Source organism: Rhodothermales bacterium (assembly GCA_017643395.1).
In the GTDB taxonomy this organism is placed as follows: Bacteria; Bacteroidota; Rhodothermia; order Rhodothermales; family UBA10348; genus JABDJZ01.
This window is the reverse complement of record JAEPNP010000005.1, coordinates 253,947-269,530: the sequence shown is the minus strand read 5'-3', so window position 1 is coordinate 269,530 and position 15,584 is coordinate 253,947. Positions and strand designations below refer to the sequence as shown.

Sequence of the window (15,584 nt, the reverse complement as noted above, 5' to 3'; positions counted from 1 at the left end):
GCTACTGGCGTCTCAGGCTGACTACGAGGGCGACAAGCGTGGCCAGCGTGCCGATGGATTGCACCACCGTCTGGGCCACACGAATGCGGGCGTCGGCGCGCGCGCTTTGTTCTGCGATGACCAGACGCTGCATTTCGGCGTTTTCGGCCAGGTCTGTGGCGCGGTCCACGAAGATGACGTCTCCGGAGCCGACCTGCGTGCCGGTGCCGGCGACCACCTCTCCGGTGCCGGCGCGCACCAGGTACACGTCGGACGCGAACGCCCCGCGCCCGCCCGCCGCGTCAATGAAATAGTCCACGGTGCGACCTTCGACGTGCAGCACAAAGCCCGGGCGTATCACCTGTCCGGCCACGTAGACCGTGTGTTCGTCGCGGGGCACGATGAGCCGGTCGCCGTCACGCAGCGTTACCGGCTCGGCAGCGCCACTCAAAACGGCCTCCAGGTCCACCGAAACCCGGTTCTGGGTGCGCAGCTCCTGCGCGAAATAGGCCCGACTCAGAAAGTCGAGGTCGGTGAGGCGCAGCTGCTGCATGATCGCGAGCGTGTCCGCGCGCATCAGATTGGACAGGTCCGGCGCCGGCGTCAGGCGATTCTCCGGCTGCACACCGGTCATCGGATCGGGCAGCGCGCGCCGTTCCAGGATCGCACCCCGAGGCAGCGCTTCGTCCCGCAGGCCGCCGGCGAGTTCGAGCAATTCGCGAACCGTGGTCGCGCCCTGTTCGATGGAGTAGGTGCCCGGGTGCATGACCCAGCCTTCGACACCAGCCGTGCCGCCAGGAGTGCGCTCGGCGGCGAGGGAGATGTTGTCGCGGGCGCGGACACCGGTTTGGCTCGTGAAGGCCCGGTTTGCCGGCACCGAGATGGATTCGGACCCGCGCTGGATGCGCACGGCGCGTATGTGCGATGGGACCTGCGTCACTCCGGCGGCACGGAGCACATCGGCAAGGGTGTCGTTCGGGCGGGCATCGTAGAGGCCCGGGAAGGGGACCGCGCCATCAACACTGACGGCCTCGAACGCCGGGTCGTAGCTGGGCACGAAAACCACGTCCCCATCCTGCAGGAAGGGATTGTGTTCGGTACGCCCGGCCGAGAAATACTGCATGAGATCCAGCCGGGACTCGGTGCCGTCTCGGCTGACCAGGGTGACGTTGCGCAGGGCCGGGCGCAGGTTCGGGTTGGTCAGCGGTGTCCGCGTCGTGTCGGCAAAGGCGAATTCAAGTGCGCTCGAGACCCGGCTGACCGGCAGAGCCAGGATGCGGCCCGGGGTCGGCACCGAGCCCGACACGTGCACATAGAATTGGCGTGGCTGGGAGAGGGTCACGTCCACCGGTACGCGACCGAATGCCTCGCGCAGTGCGGTGATGGCACGTTCGCGGGCTTCTTCGAGCGTGAGTCCGCCGACCTCAATACTGCCCGCTTCGGGAAGCGGCAGGCGCCCATCGGCCGAAACGGGGATCGGCGCGGCAGAGCCTTCGAGGGAACTGATGACCACCGTGAAGAAGTCGCCGGGGCCGACGCGATACTCGGAAGGGTCGACGGAGCCTTCGAGGGGGAGCAGGCTCGAGGCCACCATGCTTTCTCCCATGCGTTGACGGAGCAGCTGCAACGGGTTGGTGACACCGTTGGAGCTTGTGACCTGGGCGGCCGCGTCGCGGACCAGCGCGGCGTCCGTCAGAACCAGGGAGACAGTCAGAGCCAGGCAGCCAATCAGCCGGCGCATGGGGGGGAAAGAAGTCAAACTCGCAGCAGTGCGTTGGTCAGAGAAACCGTACCGAGGAGAAATAGGCCGCGAGGAGGTTGGGGGCTGGTGGCAGACCCGAAAATTAGGGTCTGGAGTCGGGTTCTGCAATTGTGGTCGGGGCGGGTCGGCACCCCGTCCGGTCGCGGCGCGTACACCCGCGCATGACGGTCACCGCCCCCGCCAAAATCAACCTCGGCCTGCACGTGCTGCGCGTGCGGCCAGACGGCTATCGGGATATCGACACCGTCTTCGTTCGCATTCCCTGGTGCGATGAGGTGTCGTACGTACCGGCGGAGGGGAGGTCGATGACGTGCAACGATCCGGCCCTGCCTACTGGCGATGGCAATCTCTGCATGAAAGCCGCGCTGCTGCTCGCGGAGCGTACCGGAAGAACCGACGGCTGGCGTCTGCACCTGGAAAAGCGCGTGCCGTACGGTGCCGGCCTCGGCAGCGGGTCTTCCGACGCCGCGGCGGTGCTGCGCATGCTGGGGCAGGCCTGGGATGTTGCGGAGCCCACACTTACCGATGTCGCAGCGGCCGTAGGATCCGACGTGCCGTTCTTCCTCGGACCGCCGGTGGCGCGTGGCACCGGGCGCGGGGAAGAGCTGCAGCCCCTCGAATGGCAATGCCCCTATCCGTTGGTGGTGGCCGTACCCCCCGTGCACGTACCCACCGGCGAAGCGTACCAGATGGTGCAGCCCCGAGATCAGGGTCGCGCCGAACTGGTACCGCTGATCAAGTCGAACGACCACAAGCGGTGGCGCACCAGGCTCGTGAATGATTTCCAGGAGCCGGTAGCCGGCCGATGGTCGAAGATCAGGGCAGCACTGGACATGATCCGCGAGGACGGTGCGCTCTACGCCGCGATGAGCGGTTCAGGCTCCTCCGTGTTCGGGTTGTGCGATTCCGAGGAGCATGCGGATGCGCTGGCGGATCGGCTCCGGCAGTCGGGGTGTCGCGTGTGGGCGGGATTCGCCGAGGGGGCGTAGGCTACCAGCCGACCCGGTCCCGCAGTCTCCGGTTGTCCAGATCCCGCAACGGTGAAATCTCCTCCTGATAGAGCACAGGCGGCGGCGGGAATCGATTGTCCGCCGAGATGAACTCTCCGCCAGCGCTCTTGAGCTGCTGGTGGAAATCTCCGACCACCAGCAACGCGTTGTGCGCGCCCTGTCCCCACCAGTCGGTCCGGAAGGTTACGCGACGGTCATTGAAGCCCACCCACGCGCCGGTCACTAGATCAGGGTGCATCGAGATGAACCACCCATCGGCCGAATTCTGCGTCGTTCCGGTCTTGCCTCCGAGGTCATACTCGCTCATGCCGAACTGGGACCGCATGCGCTGCCCGGTGCCCCGATTGACCACTCCGCGCAGCATATCGACCATGGTATAGGCCGTCTCGGGGCTCAGCGCCTGTCGCGGCGTCTGCTCCGCTTCGTACAGCACATTGCCCTGCGCATCCTCGATGCTGGTCACCACGATCGGGTCGATGCGAAATCCGCCGTTGGCAAGCGTCGCATACGCCGTGGTCATTTCGTACAGCGTCACGTCCGATGTGCCCAGTGCCAGCGCCGGCACCTCAGCCAGCGGTGACGTCACGCCCATCACCCGCGCGATGAACGCGACCTGCGGCGGACCCACCTCAAGGATGAGTCTGGCGGAGATGGTATTCATGGACCGGGCCAACGCGTCCCGGAGGGTGATCATCTGACCGGAGACCGAACCGTCGTTGGTGGGATTCCACTCTTCGCCCGTTTCCTGATCGACCACGTAGTGCAGGCTGTCGTCCAGCAGTGTGTAGAAGGGTGACCACCCGTTGTCGATGGCCGCCGTGTACAGGAACGGCTTGAATGTGGAGCCGGGCTGCCGGGCCGCCTTGTCCACATGGTCAAACCAGTCGGTAGCCAGATCCCGGCCGCCGATCCACACTTTCACGTGGCCGGTGTTCGGGTGCATGGCGACCATGCCGGCCTCCAGGCGCGTCTTCACCGCCTTGAGTGAGTCCAGGAAGACCTGGTCTCCGCGGAGCCGACTCAGCAGCGCCGCGCCGTCTTCTCCATTCGCACGGGCCTGCCGGAAGCGCGGGCTCTCCCGGATCATCTGCTCCATGTACTCCGGGTGCGCCTGCCAGTAGTACTCGAACGGGGTGTAGTCCTCAAGACTCGAGTAGTCACAGGCCTTGTCGGAGTACAGCCGCTCGGAGGACCGCGACCACTGGAAATCCACCGCCGCCTGCAGGCAATCGGCCTGACGACGAAGCGCCAGATTCGCCATTTCCTGCATGCGGGAGTCGAGCGTCGTGTGAACCACCAGCCCGTCCTCGAACACGTCGTATCCGTTCTCGCGACCCCATCGCTCCATCCACTCCTTCACATGCTGCGCGAAGTACGGAGCAATGCTGGACGTGATGGCAAACGATGAGTTGAACGCCTCCACTGGCTCCGTGCGCAGGGTGTCGAATGCGGCGCGCTCCATCAGACCCTGATCCATCATCAGGGCATACACCACGTTTCGCCGGCGCTGCGCGCGCTCCGGATAGCGATACGGGTTGTAAATGGTGGTGCCTTTCAGCATGCCCACGAGCACCGCGGCCTCATCCAGCGCCAGATCGGCCGCAGACTTATGGAAGAATGTGCGCGAGGCAGTTTCGACCCCATAGATGTTGTACCCGAACTCAACGGTGTTCAGATACATCTCGATGATTTCCTGCTTGGTATAGCGCTGCTCCAGCTGCACCGCCGTCACCATTTCCTTGAGCTTGCGACTCACCGTCTGTCGCCGCCCGATCCGCGTGTTGTACAGATTCCGGGCCAGCTGCTGGGTAATGGTGGATCCGCCCTGCGTTTCGAAGGGAAGACCAACTTTACCCAGAATAGTTTGGGTCACGGCCGATGCGGTCCGCCAGAGGTCCATGCCCCAGTGCTCGTAGAACCGCTTGTCCTCCGTGGCCACCAGTGCCGTGATCAGGTGCGGGGACATCGTATCGAACGTGATCCACGCCCGGTTTTGCGATGCGAACCGAGCCAGTTCTTCTCCATCTGCCGTGTAGGCGATGGTCGCAAGCTGGAAGTCCGGGTTTTCGATCTCGTTCAGCGGCGGCAATTCGTCGCGCAGCGAGAACATGTAGCCGAATATCGAGAGCGCGGTGATCAGCCCGAGGCCGACAATCGTGCCAAGCACAATGGCGGCGCGCCGCGGCTCTGGCTGGGCCAGAAACGCACCGAGGCGACCACCAGAGCCTTCCTGGCGGGGTTTGCGGCTATCGGGGTCCTCCATGAAGCGGCGGACCTCATCGTCAGAGAATTTCCAGTCGGACATAGTCTGATGTGCGCGTCCAAAAAGACGCGTGTGCGGCCGCACGAGGCGGCGGCGGGCGACGAGGGGACGTCGGCTCCGAGCCCCCCATACGGATCAGCGCGTCAGGAGTTTTGCGGCTCCCAGGTCAAGAGTCTCGCGCCCTGCCCGTCCAGCATCGCGTACGTGCGCGTCAATGCCCACGACCCCGTATTGATGTAGTCGCCGGAATGCTCGGGGTGGTGCACATGCCCGTAGACGACCAGATCCGCCCGGTCAGCGGCCAGATCCGCCTGGGCCGACGCTCGCAGCGATGCGATCGCCTCCGGCTCCAGGTCGTCCTTCAGGGCACGGCTCCAACGCCGCGCCAGCGAAAGCCCGGCACTGCCCGGCAGCACCTCTGCATATAGTCGATGTACCCACGGATGGCGAATAAACCGGTGCCACAAAGACAATCCGCCGGCTCCTTCCTGGTCCCCGTGGCCAAATCGAACCCGTCGGCCGTGCCAGGTCCGCACCTGCGACGCACGCAGCACCTCAAATCCGAGCTCCCGCTCCATGTAATCCCGGTGCCACGGATCATGATTGCCGACGCACACCAGGACCTCGCGGCCCGCATCGCTCATCTCGGCAAGCAGACCCAACAGGCGTGTCAGACCCTTGGGAATCAGGTCGCGGTATTCGATCCAGGCGTCGAACAGATCCCCGAGCAGGACCACTCGCTCCGGGTCGTGGTGGCGCAGGCAGGCGATGAGGTCCCGCTCGGCCTCACGGCTGCCCGACAGGAGATCGTATCCCTGTGGCGGCGCGTGGTCAAAGTGAATATCGGAGACGAAAAGGGTCAGGTAGCTGCGAAACTACCACACGAGGCGTTTTCGCACCGGTCGGCTGGTGGCGCCCCGGTTCGGCGCCGGTCGTGGTCCTGTCTGCACGGTCGGGTCGAGGGCCACGTCGTCCGCGTCATGCAAAGGATTCAGTTCTTCCTCGAATTCCCAGCGCCGACCTTCGTCAACAAGGCCGCCGGTCCACGGGTCGGCGGGCGCGTCCGGAGTGCGATACCCCGCCGGCGCCCGGAATCGCGCGGGACCGACACCGGACATCGGATCCCCCACCACCTCCTGCAAATAGTCGGCAACGACCACGCCGGCATTGTGGGCGCCCTGCCCATAGTAGTCGCTCTGGAAACGAACGATGGGCTGGTTGAATCCTACCCACGCTCCCAGCACCAATTCGGGGTGCAGGGCGACGAACCAACCGTCGGTATTGTCCTGGGTAGTTCCCGTTTTACCCGTCCACTCTCCCGGGATGGGGAAGCGGGCTGAAAGGCCGGAGCCGGTGCCGCCCGGGCGGGTCACGTCCTCCAGCATTTCGACCATGGTATGGGCGTGCTGCGAGGGCATCGCCCGTTGTCCGACAGGACTGAAATCGGCAATCACGTTGCCTTGCGCGTCCTCGACGCGACTGACCACGGCCGGGGCATAGTGCATGCCCTGGGCGACAAACGTGCCGTAGGCCGACACCATTTCGAGCAGCGTGACCTCGCTGGTGCCCAGTGCGAGCGATGGGACTTCCAACAGATCCGACTTGATGCCCATGCGGCGAGCCAGGTCGGCCACGCGGGTGGCGCCGACTTGCTGTACCAGTCGGGCAGAAACCGTGTTTTTTGACTTGGCGAGGGACTGCCTGAGCGTCATTACCGTACCGGAGGCGCCGCCGCCGGCATTGGTGGGCCGCCAGGGCCGGTAGTACGGGGCGGGGTAGTACGTCTGGATGACGTCTTCCGCCAGATGGTCCGGCATGTACCCGGATTCGAGGGCCGCAGCGTACAGGATCGGTTTGAACGTGGAGCCCGGCTGCCGACGAGCCGCGGCGACCTTGTCGTACTGATCCACGGAGAAGTCGCGGGAGCCGACCCAGGCCATGACACGGCCGGTGAATGGGTCGAGCGCAACAAGCCCGGTTTCCAGACGGGTATTGGCAGCGTGCAGACTGTCCATGAACGCCAGGTCGTTGCGCAGCTGGTAGGAGGCAGTGCCAGGAGAGACGCCTCGTGCCCGGAGGCGACCGAATCGATCCGAGCGCTGAATCAGCTTTTCCTCGAACGAGGGGTGCTCGTTCCAGAAAGCCGCGAACGGTTGGCCCTGAGCGGCCCAGTCTCGGCCCGCGGCGGCCTGCAGGTCACTCATGCGGCGATCGACCACGCGCTGGGCGAGGCCCTGCATGTACGGGTCGATGGTGGTGTGCACACGCAGGCCGTCCTGGTAGATGTCGAATCCGCTCGCGCGGCCCCAGGTCTCCATTTCGCGTCGCACGTACTCGGTGAAGTGCGGAGCGGTATCGCTCAGGATCTGGCGTGGCGCCAGACGCAGGCCGAGAGGCTCATTGGCCAAACGCTGCACGACGCCCTCCGACAGTTTCCGGTCTGCCGCCATCGAGACCAGGACCACGCGTCGACGCTCTAGCGCACGCTCGGGGTGCTGGACCGGATCGTAGAAGCTGGGGCCCTTCAGAATGCCGATGAGCAGCGCGGCCTCCAGGAGCTCCAGCTCGATGGCCGGTTTGTCGAAGTAAGTCTGGGCGGCAGACTCGATGCCGTGGGCGCCGCGTCCGAAGCTCATCTTGTTGAGGTACAGCTCGAGCAGTTCCCGCTTGGTGTACACCTGCTCGATTTTCTGGGCCATCAGCAGTTCGCGCACCTTGCGCTCGCGCCGCGGCAACCGGCCGATTTCCGGATAGACGTTGCGGACCAACTGCATGGTCAGCGTCGAGGCACCGCCTTGCTCCTTGCCCGTGATCGCGCCCCATCCCGCCTGGGCCAATCGTTTGTAGTCGACACCCGTGTGCTCAAAAAACCGACGATCCTCCGTAGCCAGGAGCGCATCGATCACGTGGCTCGAAATGTCGCTCAAATCCGCATAAATGCGATTTTCCCGCCCTATTTCAGCCAGTTGGCTACCGTCCGCCGCATAGATGTACGATTTGACCGGCAATTCGGCCGCCAGGTCCATGCGCACTGGGGGTAAGGTGCGCATGACCTCCTTGGCCTGCGCGTTGATCCAGAGCGCGGCGACAATGGTGACGAAGGCGACGGTGCCTGCGAGGGCCGCCGCGCCGTGCCAGAGCCGGAATTTGCGGTGCTTTCGGCGCGGCGCAGCGGGGGCGTTGGGTCTGCGTGGGCGCGTGCGGTGTTGCGGGGCGGTCTGCCGGGGTGCCGGGGCGCCCCGGTGCTGCGGGGCGGTCTGCCGGGGTGCCGGGGTGCCCCGGTGCGACGGGGCGGTGGGCCGAGGTGCCGGGGCGGTCGGACGGCCGGCGGGTGCGGCGCCGTGCGACGGGCGGGCCGCCTGGGACGCGGGGCCGTCCGGGCGCAGATACGCCGGCGACGCGTCCACCGGCTCGGGCGCTTGAGCCGGTGGCGCGTTGGTCGCCGGTTGAGGGGTAGGAGCAGGCGGCGGGTAAAGCCGTCTCTCCCTAATGGGCGCGGGAGCGTTTGCGGGTGCCGAACGGTGGGTTTTCGGCGTTGTTGGCGCTTCCTCAGCAGACTCGATCCCCAACTCTGTCAGAATGCTGGCCAGAGTCCTGTACTCCGGCAGGAGCACATCGCCCGATTCATCCCTGCCGAAAGGCGCGGCGAGGATGTCGAGGCTATGGTAGGAAGGTTCGTTCAATGACGGTCAGAAACCTTTAGGGGGTGCCTGCGTGGTTCGGCGCCGGCCAAGCGCAACTCGCGTATTGCGCGCACGCTATACTCATACGTTTGAAACCCGCCCAGTCTCTCCTGACGGGCCGAATTTCACGGCTTTCGGGGGACTTCTCTAGATGTACCAACAGAATTACCAGCCCAATCTTGGTTTCTCGGCGTTTCCGCCGGTCATCAAGAACCTGCTGATCATCAATGGGCTGGTCTTTCTGGCGCAGTTCGTGCCGAGCACGAATTACCTGTTGACCAACTGGTTTGCGTTGTGGCCGTTGGACTTCTCCGGCACACCACGTCTGCCGGGAAGCGGGCAATTCTGGCCCTGGCAGTTGTTGACCTACGGGTTTCTGCATGCTGGAGTCACGCACATCCTGTTCAATATGTTCGGGTTGTGGATGTTCGGCGTGCAGCTTGAGAATGCCTGGGGCTCGAATCGCTTTCTGGTGTTCTACGTGGTGTCGGTGGTCGGCGCGGGCCTGATTCAGCTGGCCGTCGTGACCTTCTCGGGCGAGTTCTACCCGACCGTGGGTGCCTCCGGAGGGGTTTTCGGCCTGCTCATGGCGTTCGGAATGATGTTTCCGAATCAGCCCATCTACCTGTACTTCCTGTTTCCGATTCCGGCCAAGTACTTCGTCATCCTGTTCGGCATTCTGGAGCTGTATCTCGGCGTGCAGGGCGGGACGAACATTGCGAATTTCGCCCATCTGGGCGGCATGCTCTTCGCGTTTCTCCTGATCCAGTATTGGCGCGGCAAATTGCCGATTCAGCCTGAGCGGAGGATGTACTGGTGAGTGGCTGGCAGCGGTTTCGTCTGTGGTATGCGTCCCAGCCGGTGGCGCTGCGCACCCTCGTGGCGATCAATGTCGTGCTCTATCTGGTCTGGCAATTCCCGCTGGTCCTGATCGAGCCGGTTCGGGAGTTTGTCTGGAACCATCTGGCGCTTAACCCCGGAGTGCCCGGCATTCTGTTTGAGCCTTGGCAGCTGCTCACGTATGCCTTCCTGCATCTGCAGCCGGGCCTGGGCGGATTGCTGCATGTCGGGTTCAATATGCTGTGGCTGTGGTGGATCGGCCGGGACCTGGAGGAGCTCCAGGGGCCCCACGTACTGACCGCCGCTTATGTGTATGGAGCCCTGGGCGGATCGCTCCTCACGGTGCTGCTCAAGGGTGCATTTCCCGGTTCTCCACTGTTTGGTGCCGTCGTGCACGGCGCCTCCGGGGCGGTGCTCGGTGTTATGGCAGCAGTGGCGACGCTCTATCCCTTCAAGTCGATCGGGCTGATCCTCATCGGCGTCGTCCCGATTCGCTATATCGTTATCGGCCTGCTGGCGTTGGACATCCTGTTCCTGGCCGCCGGCGGAACGTCTATTTCGGCCCACTTCGGCGGGGCCGCTACCGGATTTGCCTACGCCAAACTGCGGCTCATGGGCCGTGACGGTTCGGGGTGGGCGCGGGTGTTCTTCGGTGGTGGACTGTTCGGGGGCGGCTCGCGCCGCGGTGCCCGCGGTGGCTCCACCTCCGGCGGTTCCACGCTCGAGCGCATGGAGTCCTGGTTGGCGTCCCGTGGCCGCAAAAAGGCGGCCGGCGGTGATGGTGCGGGAGTCTCGGCGCGCATTATCCGCATGGACGGATCTTCGCGCGATGCCGGAAGCGGCTCCGGGGCGCAGGGAACGGGCGATGCGGGGGGCGGCTCCGCACGCGCAGGTCGGGCCGACGGTGGAGGTCGCGCCGGAAGCGGCGATTCGAACGATATCGACCGGATCCTTGACAAGATCTCCGAGCGTGGATACGACTCGCTGACACCGGAAGAGAAGCGCAAGCTGTACGAGGCGTCCGGGAACTAGCCTCTGGGGAGGTGCCGCCGGGATTGGCCGGGCGGCGCTGGTCCAGGAGGAGTTGCCGGGATTGCTCGGCTGGCGCTGGTCCATTGGGAGTCGCTGGGATTACCCGGCTGGCGCTCGTTCGGGAGGAGTCGCCGAGCGGACTCGGACTACCTGAAAACAACACCATGGGGGTTTGGAGGGGTCCAGATCCGAGGATGGATCGTTCACAGCACCCCTCCCCACGGCCCGTTTTCGGGGGTTCACGGTAATTCGAGTTTTTCCCGCTCAAGCGGGATAATCCGCCATGGCCGAAAGCGCCCCAGGAGAATCGCTCTTTGCCGTGAACCCACGATTTCGAGGCCTGTGAGAGGTCGCTCTGGTTGATTTATCCCGGGATCTCGGATCCTCGGAACGGGGGGTGTGTGTTTTCAGCGCCGCGGCAGGCGGCCCGGCATTGGAATTCGCCCGCCGGGACCCCCAGGCCTCGGCGGGACCCCCAGCCCCCCGGCGGCACCCCGGCCCTCGGCGGGATCCCGGCCCCCGGAGGGACCCACGACAACCGGCTAGAAGCTTCGGTTAACTGCGGACCCGGCGCAGCCCACCCGCATTGCAGACCTAATCTCATCTCTCGTATCGCATGGAAGTCAAGGCTGTAGAACGTCCCCGCCGCGTGTCGCGCCCCGTCAACGTGGGTGGAGTCCAGATCGGTGGCGGCGCGCCGATCTCGGTTCAGTCCATGACCACCTCCAAGACGCACGATGTGACGACGTCGCTGGAGGAAATCACCCGCCTTGCAGAGGCCGGAGCCGACATCGTCCGTGTAGCCGTCCCCAGGCCCGAAGACGCCAACGCGCTCAGGGACATTGTTCAGGGGAGTCCGGTGCCCATCGTCGCCGACATCCACTTCAACCACAAATACGCGCTGCAGGCCATCGACGCGGGCGTTGCCAAAGTCCGGATCAACCCGGGCAACATTGGCAAAGAGGAGTGGGAACGTGAGGTACTAATTGCCGCCAAGGAGGCCGGTTTGCCCATTCGAATTGGCGTCAATTCCGGCTCGCTCGAGAAGGATATTCTCGACAAATACGGCTATCCGCAGCCTGAGGCGCTGTTCGAGAGCGCGATGCGCCACGTCGAGATCTGCACCAAGAACGGGTTCGAAGATCTGGTCATCTCGGTCAAACACTCGGACGTGTTTTTCATGATCCAGGCGTACAAGCTGCTGGCGGAGCGTACCGATTACCCACTGCACCTGGGTGTCACCGAGTCTGGATCCCTGAAATCGGGCACGATCAAGAGCTCCATCGGCATCGGGGCACTGCTCGCCGAAGGCATTGGCGATACCATCCGCGTCTCTCTGGCTACCGATTCCGAGCACGAAGTCGACGTCGGCCACAAGATTCTCAAGGCGCTTCGACTCGGCCGTCCCGGTGTAAACATCATCGCCTGTCCCACGTGCGGTCGGCTCGCCGGCGACATGTTTCCGATTGTCGAGCAGGTCGAGGAAGCCGTAGCCAAGCGCAAGTTTGACAAGGACCTGAGTGTGGCCATCATGGGCTGCGCAGTCAACGGCCCGGGAGAAGCCGCGGGCGCGGATCTGGGCGTATCGCTGGGTCGCGGCCGCGCCCACCTATTCAAGAAGGGGGAAATCCTCCGTACGGTCGAAGAAGGCGAGATCGTCGACGCGATCATGCAGACGATCGAGGACTGGGAGTAGGCAGCAGGCTCGAGCGGCAGCCGGGGCTCAAGTACGACCTCCAAACGCCGATACCGCTGGTGAAGCGAGCCCAACCTCCCAGCGGATATCACCTCGCGAAGGATCATACTTGTTGCAGTCGGGATGCTGCTGTCGCTGCCGGTTGGCGCGCAGACGGCATCGTTACAGCCGTTTTCCCCGGCTGACCCGTCGGTACGCGCCACATTGCCCGTGGCCGCTGCGCCGCAGCACAGTCTCGCCTACACCTACGCGGACCTGGCGGTCTGGGGTGCCGAGTCGAACGAAAACTGGGACGCCGTACAGGACGAATCCGGCCGCGTATTTGTCGCAAATGGTCGCGGCATTCTGGTTTTTGACGGCTCCGACTGGAGAGTGGTGACCACGCCGCGAGCCACCGCCGTGCGATCGCTCGCTGTCGGCCCGGGCAATCGCGTATTTGCCGGTGCCCAGGGTGAATTTGGCTATCTCGTGCCCGATTCGATCAGCTTTCGATTCGTCAGTCTGAGCGAAATGATTCCCGAGACGGACGCGGGATTCGGCAACGTCTGGACTACCCGCGCGGACGGGCAAAACGTCTATTTCCAGGCGCCAAACCATCTTTTTGTCTGGGACGGCAACGAGTTGCACACGACCTACTCGGAGGCCAGCTACCACACATCGTTCATGACCGGCGTGGGTCTGGTCCTGCGCGAACGAGGCGTCGGCCTGGTGCTCTACGAGCATGGCCAAACAACCCTCGTCCCGGGCGGCGACTTCTTTGCCGATATGCGAGTCTTTGTGCTCGAGCAAGACGGCCAGGACTGGTTCATCGGCACGCGCGACCACGGCTTCTACCGGATGCGGGAGGGGCGGGTCACGCCCGTCGCCACCGAGGCGGACAACCTGCTCCAGGAATACTGGCTCTACTCGAGTGCACGCTCCGCTACGGGTGAACTCATGCTCGGCACCCTGGGCGCAGGTCTCATCGGGATGACCCTGGACGGCAAAGTGACCAGTCGAACAACCGCCGATACAGGGCTGCCGGATGATCACATCACCGCGATCACCAACGTGCGCCCCTCCGGCTTTCTGGCGACCACCCAGAACAACGGCGTCTTGTTTTTTGAGTCACCCGGCGTTTCGACCCGGTGGGGGAATCTTGAGCTGGACGCGGCGAGCCACGTCCATGTCAATGACTCGCAGCTGTTCGTGGCGGGCGGAGGCGGATTGGAAGTTACCGACATTACATCGCCCGGCGCCCCGACGCGTCTTCTTGAAGACCGGCGCACGTATATGGTGGCCGAGGCGGACGGCCGGCTCTACGTCGGCACCGATCAGGGCCTCCAGATTTGGGAAAATGACGAGTTGATAGCGGTCAAGCTGCCAGACGAGCAGGTCTTGGCCCTGGCGGCTTATGGCGATGGAGTCGCGGCGGGTTACCGCACGGGGCTGGCGCTGGTCGAAGACACCACCGTGGCACACGTCTGGAGTACGGGTGATGTGCGATCCATCGCGGTTTCGGGGGAGGACATCTGGTACACGACACTCTCGTCCGGCCTTTCCAGGCTGGCGCGCACAGCGCTCGGATGGGAGCATATGCCCTTTGGCAAGGCAGATGGCCTGCCGGCGGACGATCGCCTTGAGGTTGTCACGGTCGATGGGCTGATTCGTGTCTACGCGGACGACTCCGAGGGCATCTACAAACTGGCCGCGGGCTGGTTTGTACGCGATGAGGACCTGAGCCCGCAGAATCGGGCGACAGGCAACAACGAGGTCTGGGACCTGGTGGAGGGGCCCGATCGCCGGGTCTGGATCGGGTACGCCGACCGCATCGAGGTCGCTACGCTCAGTCCGCGCGGGTATACGCTGACATCCACGCCAACCCTGCGCTACACACGTTCACGGCACGAGGTTCTGGCGACCGATTCGACGGGGGCATTGTGGTTTAACAGGAACGGCCACGTGGTGCGGTACCAGTCCGAGGTGGACTACACCGCCGAGGCACCGTTTGAGGTCATCCTGCGAGAAGTACGAAGACGCCGGGACGGCCGGTTGCTCTTCGGTGGCCTGACCGCGCACGAATCCGGAGCGATCTCCACGTCGGCGGAACAGGCATTGCAGCTGTCCTGGCGCCAAAACGAACTTTCGATCCGCGTGTCGGCCGTGTATCCCTCGGACGCGGCAAATCTGAACTACTCGTGGCGTGTGGTGCCCGGGCAGGACGAGTGGAGCCCATGGTCAACGTCTACACTGATTCAGCCGGAGGATCTGTGGGAGGGCGACTACGAGTTTCAGGTCCGCGCAAGGGACGACCGAGGCGTCGCCACGGAGCCGGTTACGTTCCGATTCGCCATTGCGCCCCCGCTCTGGCGCACCTGGTGGGCGTATGCGACCTACTTCGGCATGGCGGTCTGCCTGTTCTGGTTCATGTACCGGTACCAGGTCATGGTTCGCGCCCAGAAAAAGGCTATGGCGCAGGCCCGCGAGCTGGAGCGTGAAAAAGTCTATCGCCGCAAGCTGGAGGCGGCAAACAGCAAATTGACCGAGGCAAATCGTCTTAAGGACGGGTTCCTCGCCAAGACATCGCACGAGCTGCGCACGCCCATCACAGCCATTCTCGGCTTCACGAACATACTTCAGGACGAATGGCCGGTCGGATCGTCAAGTCGTGAGTTCCTGGACATCATCGCCGAGTCCAGCCATCGACTCATGGGCGCCCTGGATGATCTGCTGGAGCTTGCGATGCTGCGCGCCGGCACCAGGGAGCTGTTCATAGAACCGGTAAATCTATCGGAGACCATCGAAGAAGTGGTGTCGCCGCTGCGGCTGCGGGCCGGCGAATGTGGCCTCTTCCTCCGGGTTCGCGGCACATCACGCGTCATGGTGGAAACAGACCGGCGGGCACTGATGCGTGTGCTTTTTGCCATGGTCGATAACGCCGTCAAATTCACCGAGAAGGGCGGTGTGTACGTCAACGTCAACGTCTCCAGGCAAGGCCACGAGGCATCGCTGGAGATCTCCGTGCAGGACACCGGCATCGGGATCAATGAGGAGTTTTTGCCCAGACTGTTCGACGAATTCCAGCAGGAGTCGGGAGGCGAAGACCGGACGCACAACGGAACCGGCCTCGGTCTGGCCATTCTAGGCGGCCTGATCGAACTCCTGGGCGGCGAAATCGACGTTCAGAGCGAAAAAGCGGTCGGTTCGACGTTTACTGTGCGATTCCCCGTACAGGATGTGCAGCTGATCGGCGGGGCAGATCGTCCCGCAGAGCGCCGCCCTCGAGATCCGAGACTGCCCGGGACCGGAAAACCCGCCTGAGCGGGAAAGGGAACCCCCG

Annotated in this window: 9 protein-coding genes; 5 read left to right on the top strand and 4 right to left on the bottom strand. The window is 64.1% G+C overall.

The genetic code is table 11. From position 1 onward, the window contains the following. Position 1 precedes the first annotated feature (1 nt). Positions 2-1,720 (bottom strand): SLBB domain-containing protein, encoded by a 1,719-nt coding sequence (locus JJ896_15630; GenBank protein ID MBO6781086.1) that lies wholly within the window; start codon positions 1,718-1,720, stop codon positions 2-4. 182 nt (positions 1,721-1,902) lie between these two features. On the opposite strand from JJ896_15630, the gene ispE reads away from it, so the two are divergent. Beyond that, positions 1,903-2,730, top strand: coding sequence for a 4-(cytidine 5'-diphospho)-2-C-methyl-D-erythritol kinase (gene ispE / locus JJ896_15625; GenBank protein MBO6781085.1), 828 nt, complete (start codon positions 1,903-1,905; stop codon positions 2,728-2,730). A gap of 1 nt (position 2,731) precedes the next feature. Here the strand turns inward: ispE and JJ896_15620 are convergent, their stop codons facing one another. From JJ896_15620 to JJ896_15610, 3 genes are all read right to left on the bottom strand, one after another. After that, positions 2,732-5,056: a transglycosylase domain-containing protein gene (locus JJ896_15620; GenBank protein MBO6781084.1), complete on the bottom strand. Its 2,325-nt coding sequence runs from the start codon at positions 5,054-5,056 to the stop codon at positions 2,732-2,734. A 101-nt stretch (positions 5,057-5,157) separates the two neighbouring features. Beyond that, positions 5,158-5,877, bottom strand: coding sequence for a UDP-2,3-diacylglucosamine diphosphatase (locus JJ896_15615; protein MBO6781083.1), 720 nt, complete (start codon positions 5,875-5,877; stop codon positions 5,158-5,160). A 12-nt stretch (positions 5,878-5,889) separates the two neighbouring features. Then, positions 5,890-8,064: a transglycosylase domain-containing protein gene (locus JJ896_15610; GenBank protein ID MBO6781082.1), complete on the bottom strand. Its 2,175-nt coding sequence runs from the start codon at positions 8,062-8,064 to the stop codon at positions 5,890-5,892. 784 nt (positions 8,065-8,848) lie between these two features. Here JJ896_15610 and JJ896_15605 point away from each other — a divergent pair. From JJ896_15605 to JJ896_15590, 4 genes are all read left to right on the top strand, one after another. Continuing rightward, positions 8,849-9,517: a rhomboid family intramembrane serine protease gene (locus JJ896_15605; GenBank protein ID MBO6781081.1), complete on the top strand. Its 669-nt coding sequence runs from the start codon at positions 8,849-8,851 to the stop codon at positions 9,515-9,517. Then, positions 9,514-10,569, top strand: coding sequence for a rhomboid family intramembrane serine protease (locus tag JJ896_15600; GenBank protein ID MBO6781080.1), 1,056 nt, complete (start codon positions 9,514-9,516; stop codon positions 10,567-10,569). The genes JJ896_15605 and JJ896_15600 overlap by 4 nt, the downstream gene beginning before the upstream one ends. A 616-nt stretch (positions 10,570-11,185) precedes the next feature. Beyond that, positions 11,186-12,265, top strand: coding sequence for a flavodoxin-dependent (E)-4-hydroxy-3-methylbut-2-enyl-diphosphate synthase (gene ispG, locus JJ896_15595; protein ID MBO6781079.1), 1,080 nt, complete (start codon positions 11,186-11,188; stop codon positions 12,263-12,265). A 123-nt stretch (positions 12,266-12,388) separates the two neighbouring features. Then, a complete protein-coding gene (locus JJ896_15590) occupies positions 12,389-15,565 on the top strand; it encodes a hypothetical protein (protein MBO6781078.1) in 3,177 nt (1,058 codons plus the stop codon). Positions 15,566-15,584 lie beyond the last annotated feature (19 nt).

Excerpts from the sequence above, each read along its gene's own strand:
- JJ896_15630 (MBO6781086.1), bottom strand. The coding sequence starts at position 1,720 with ATGCGCCGGCTGATTGGCTGCCTGGCTCTGACTGTCTCCCTGGTTCTG.
- ispE (MBO6781085.1), top strand. The coding sequence starts at position 1,903 with ATGACGGTCACCGCCCCCGCCAAAATCAACCTCGGCCTGCACGTGCTG.
- JJ896_15620 (MBO6781084.1), bottom strand. The coding sequence starts at position 5,056 with ATGTCCGACTGGAAATTCTCTGACGATGAGGTCCGCCGCTTCATGGAG.
- JJ896_15610 (MBO6781082.1), bottom strand. The coding sequence starts at position 8,064 with ATGCGCACCTTACCCCCAGTGCGCATGGACCTGGCGGCCGAATTGCCG.
- JJ896_15605 (MBO6781081.1), top strand. The coding sequence starts at position 8,849 with ATGTACCAACAGAATTACCAGCCCAATCTTGGTTTCTCGGCGTTTCCG.
- ispG (MBO6781079.1), top strand. The coding sequence starts at position 11,186 with ATGGAAGTCAAGGCTGTAGAACGTCCCCGCCGCGTGTCGCGCCCCGTC.
- JJ896_15590 (MBO6781078.1), top strand. The coding sequence starts at position 12,389 with ATGCTGCTGTCGCTGCCGGTTGGCGCGCAGACGGCATCGTTACAGCCG.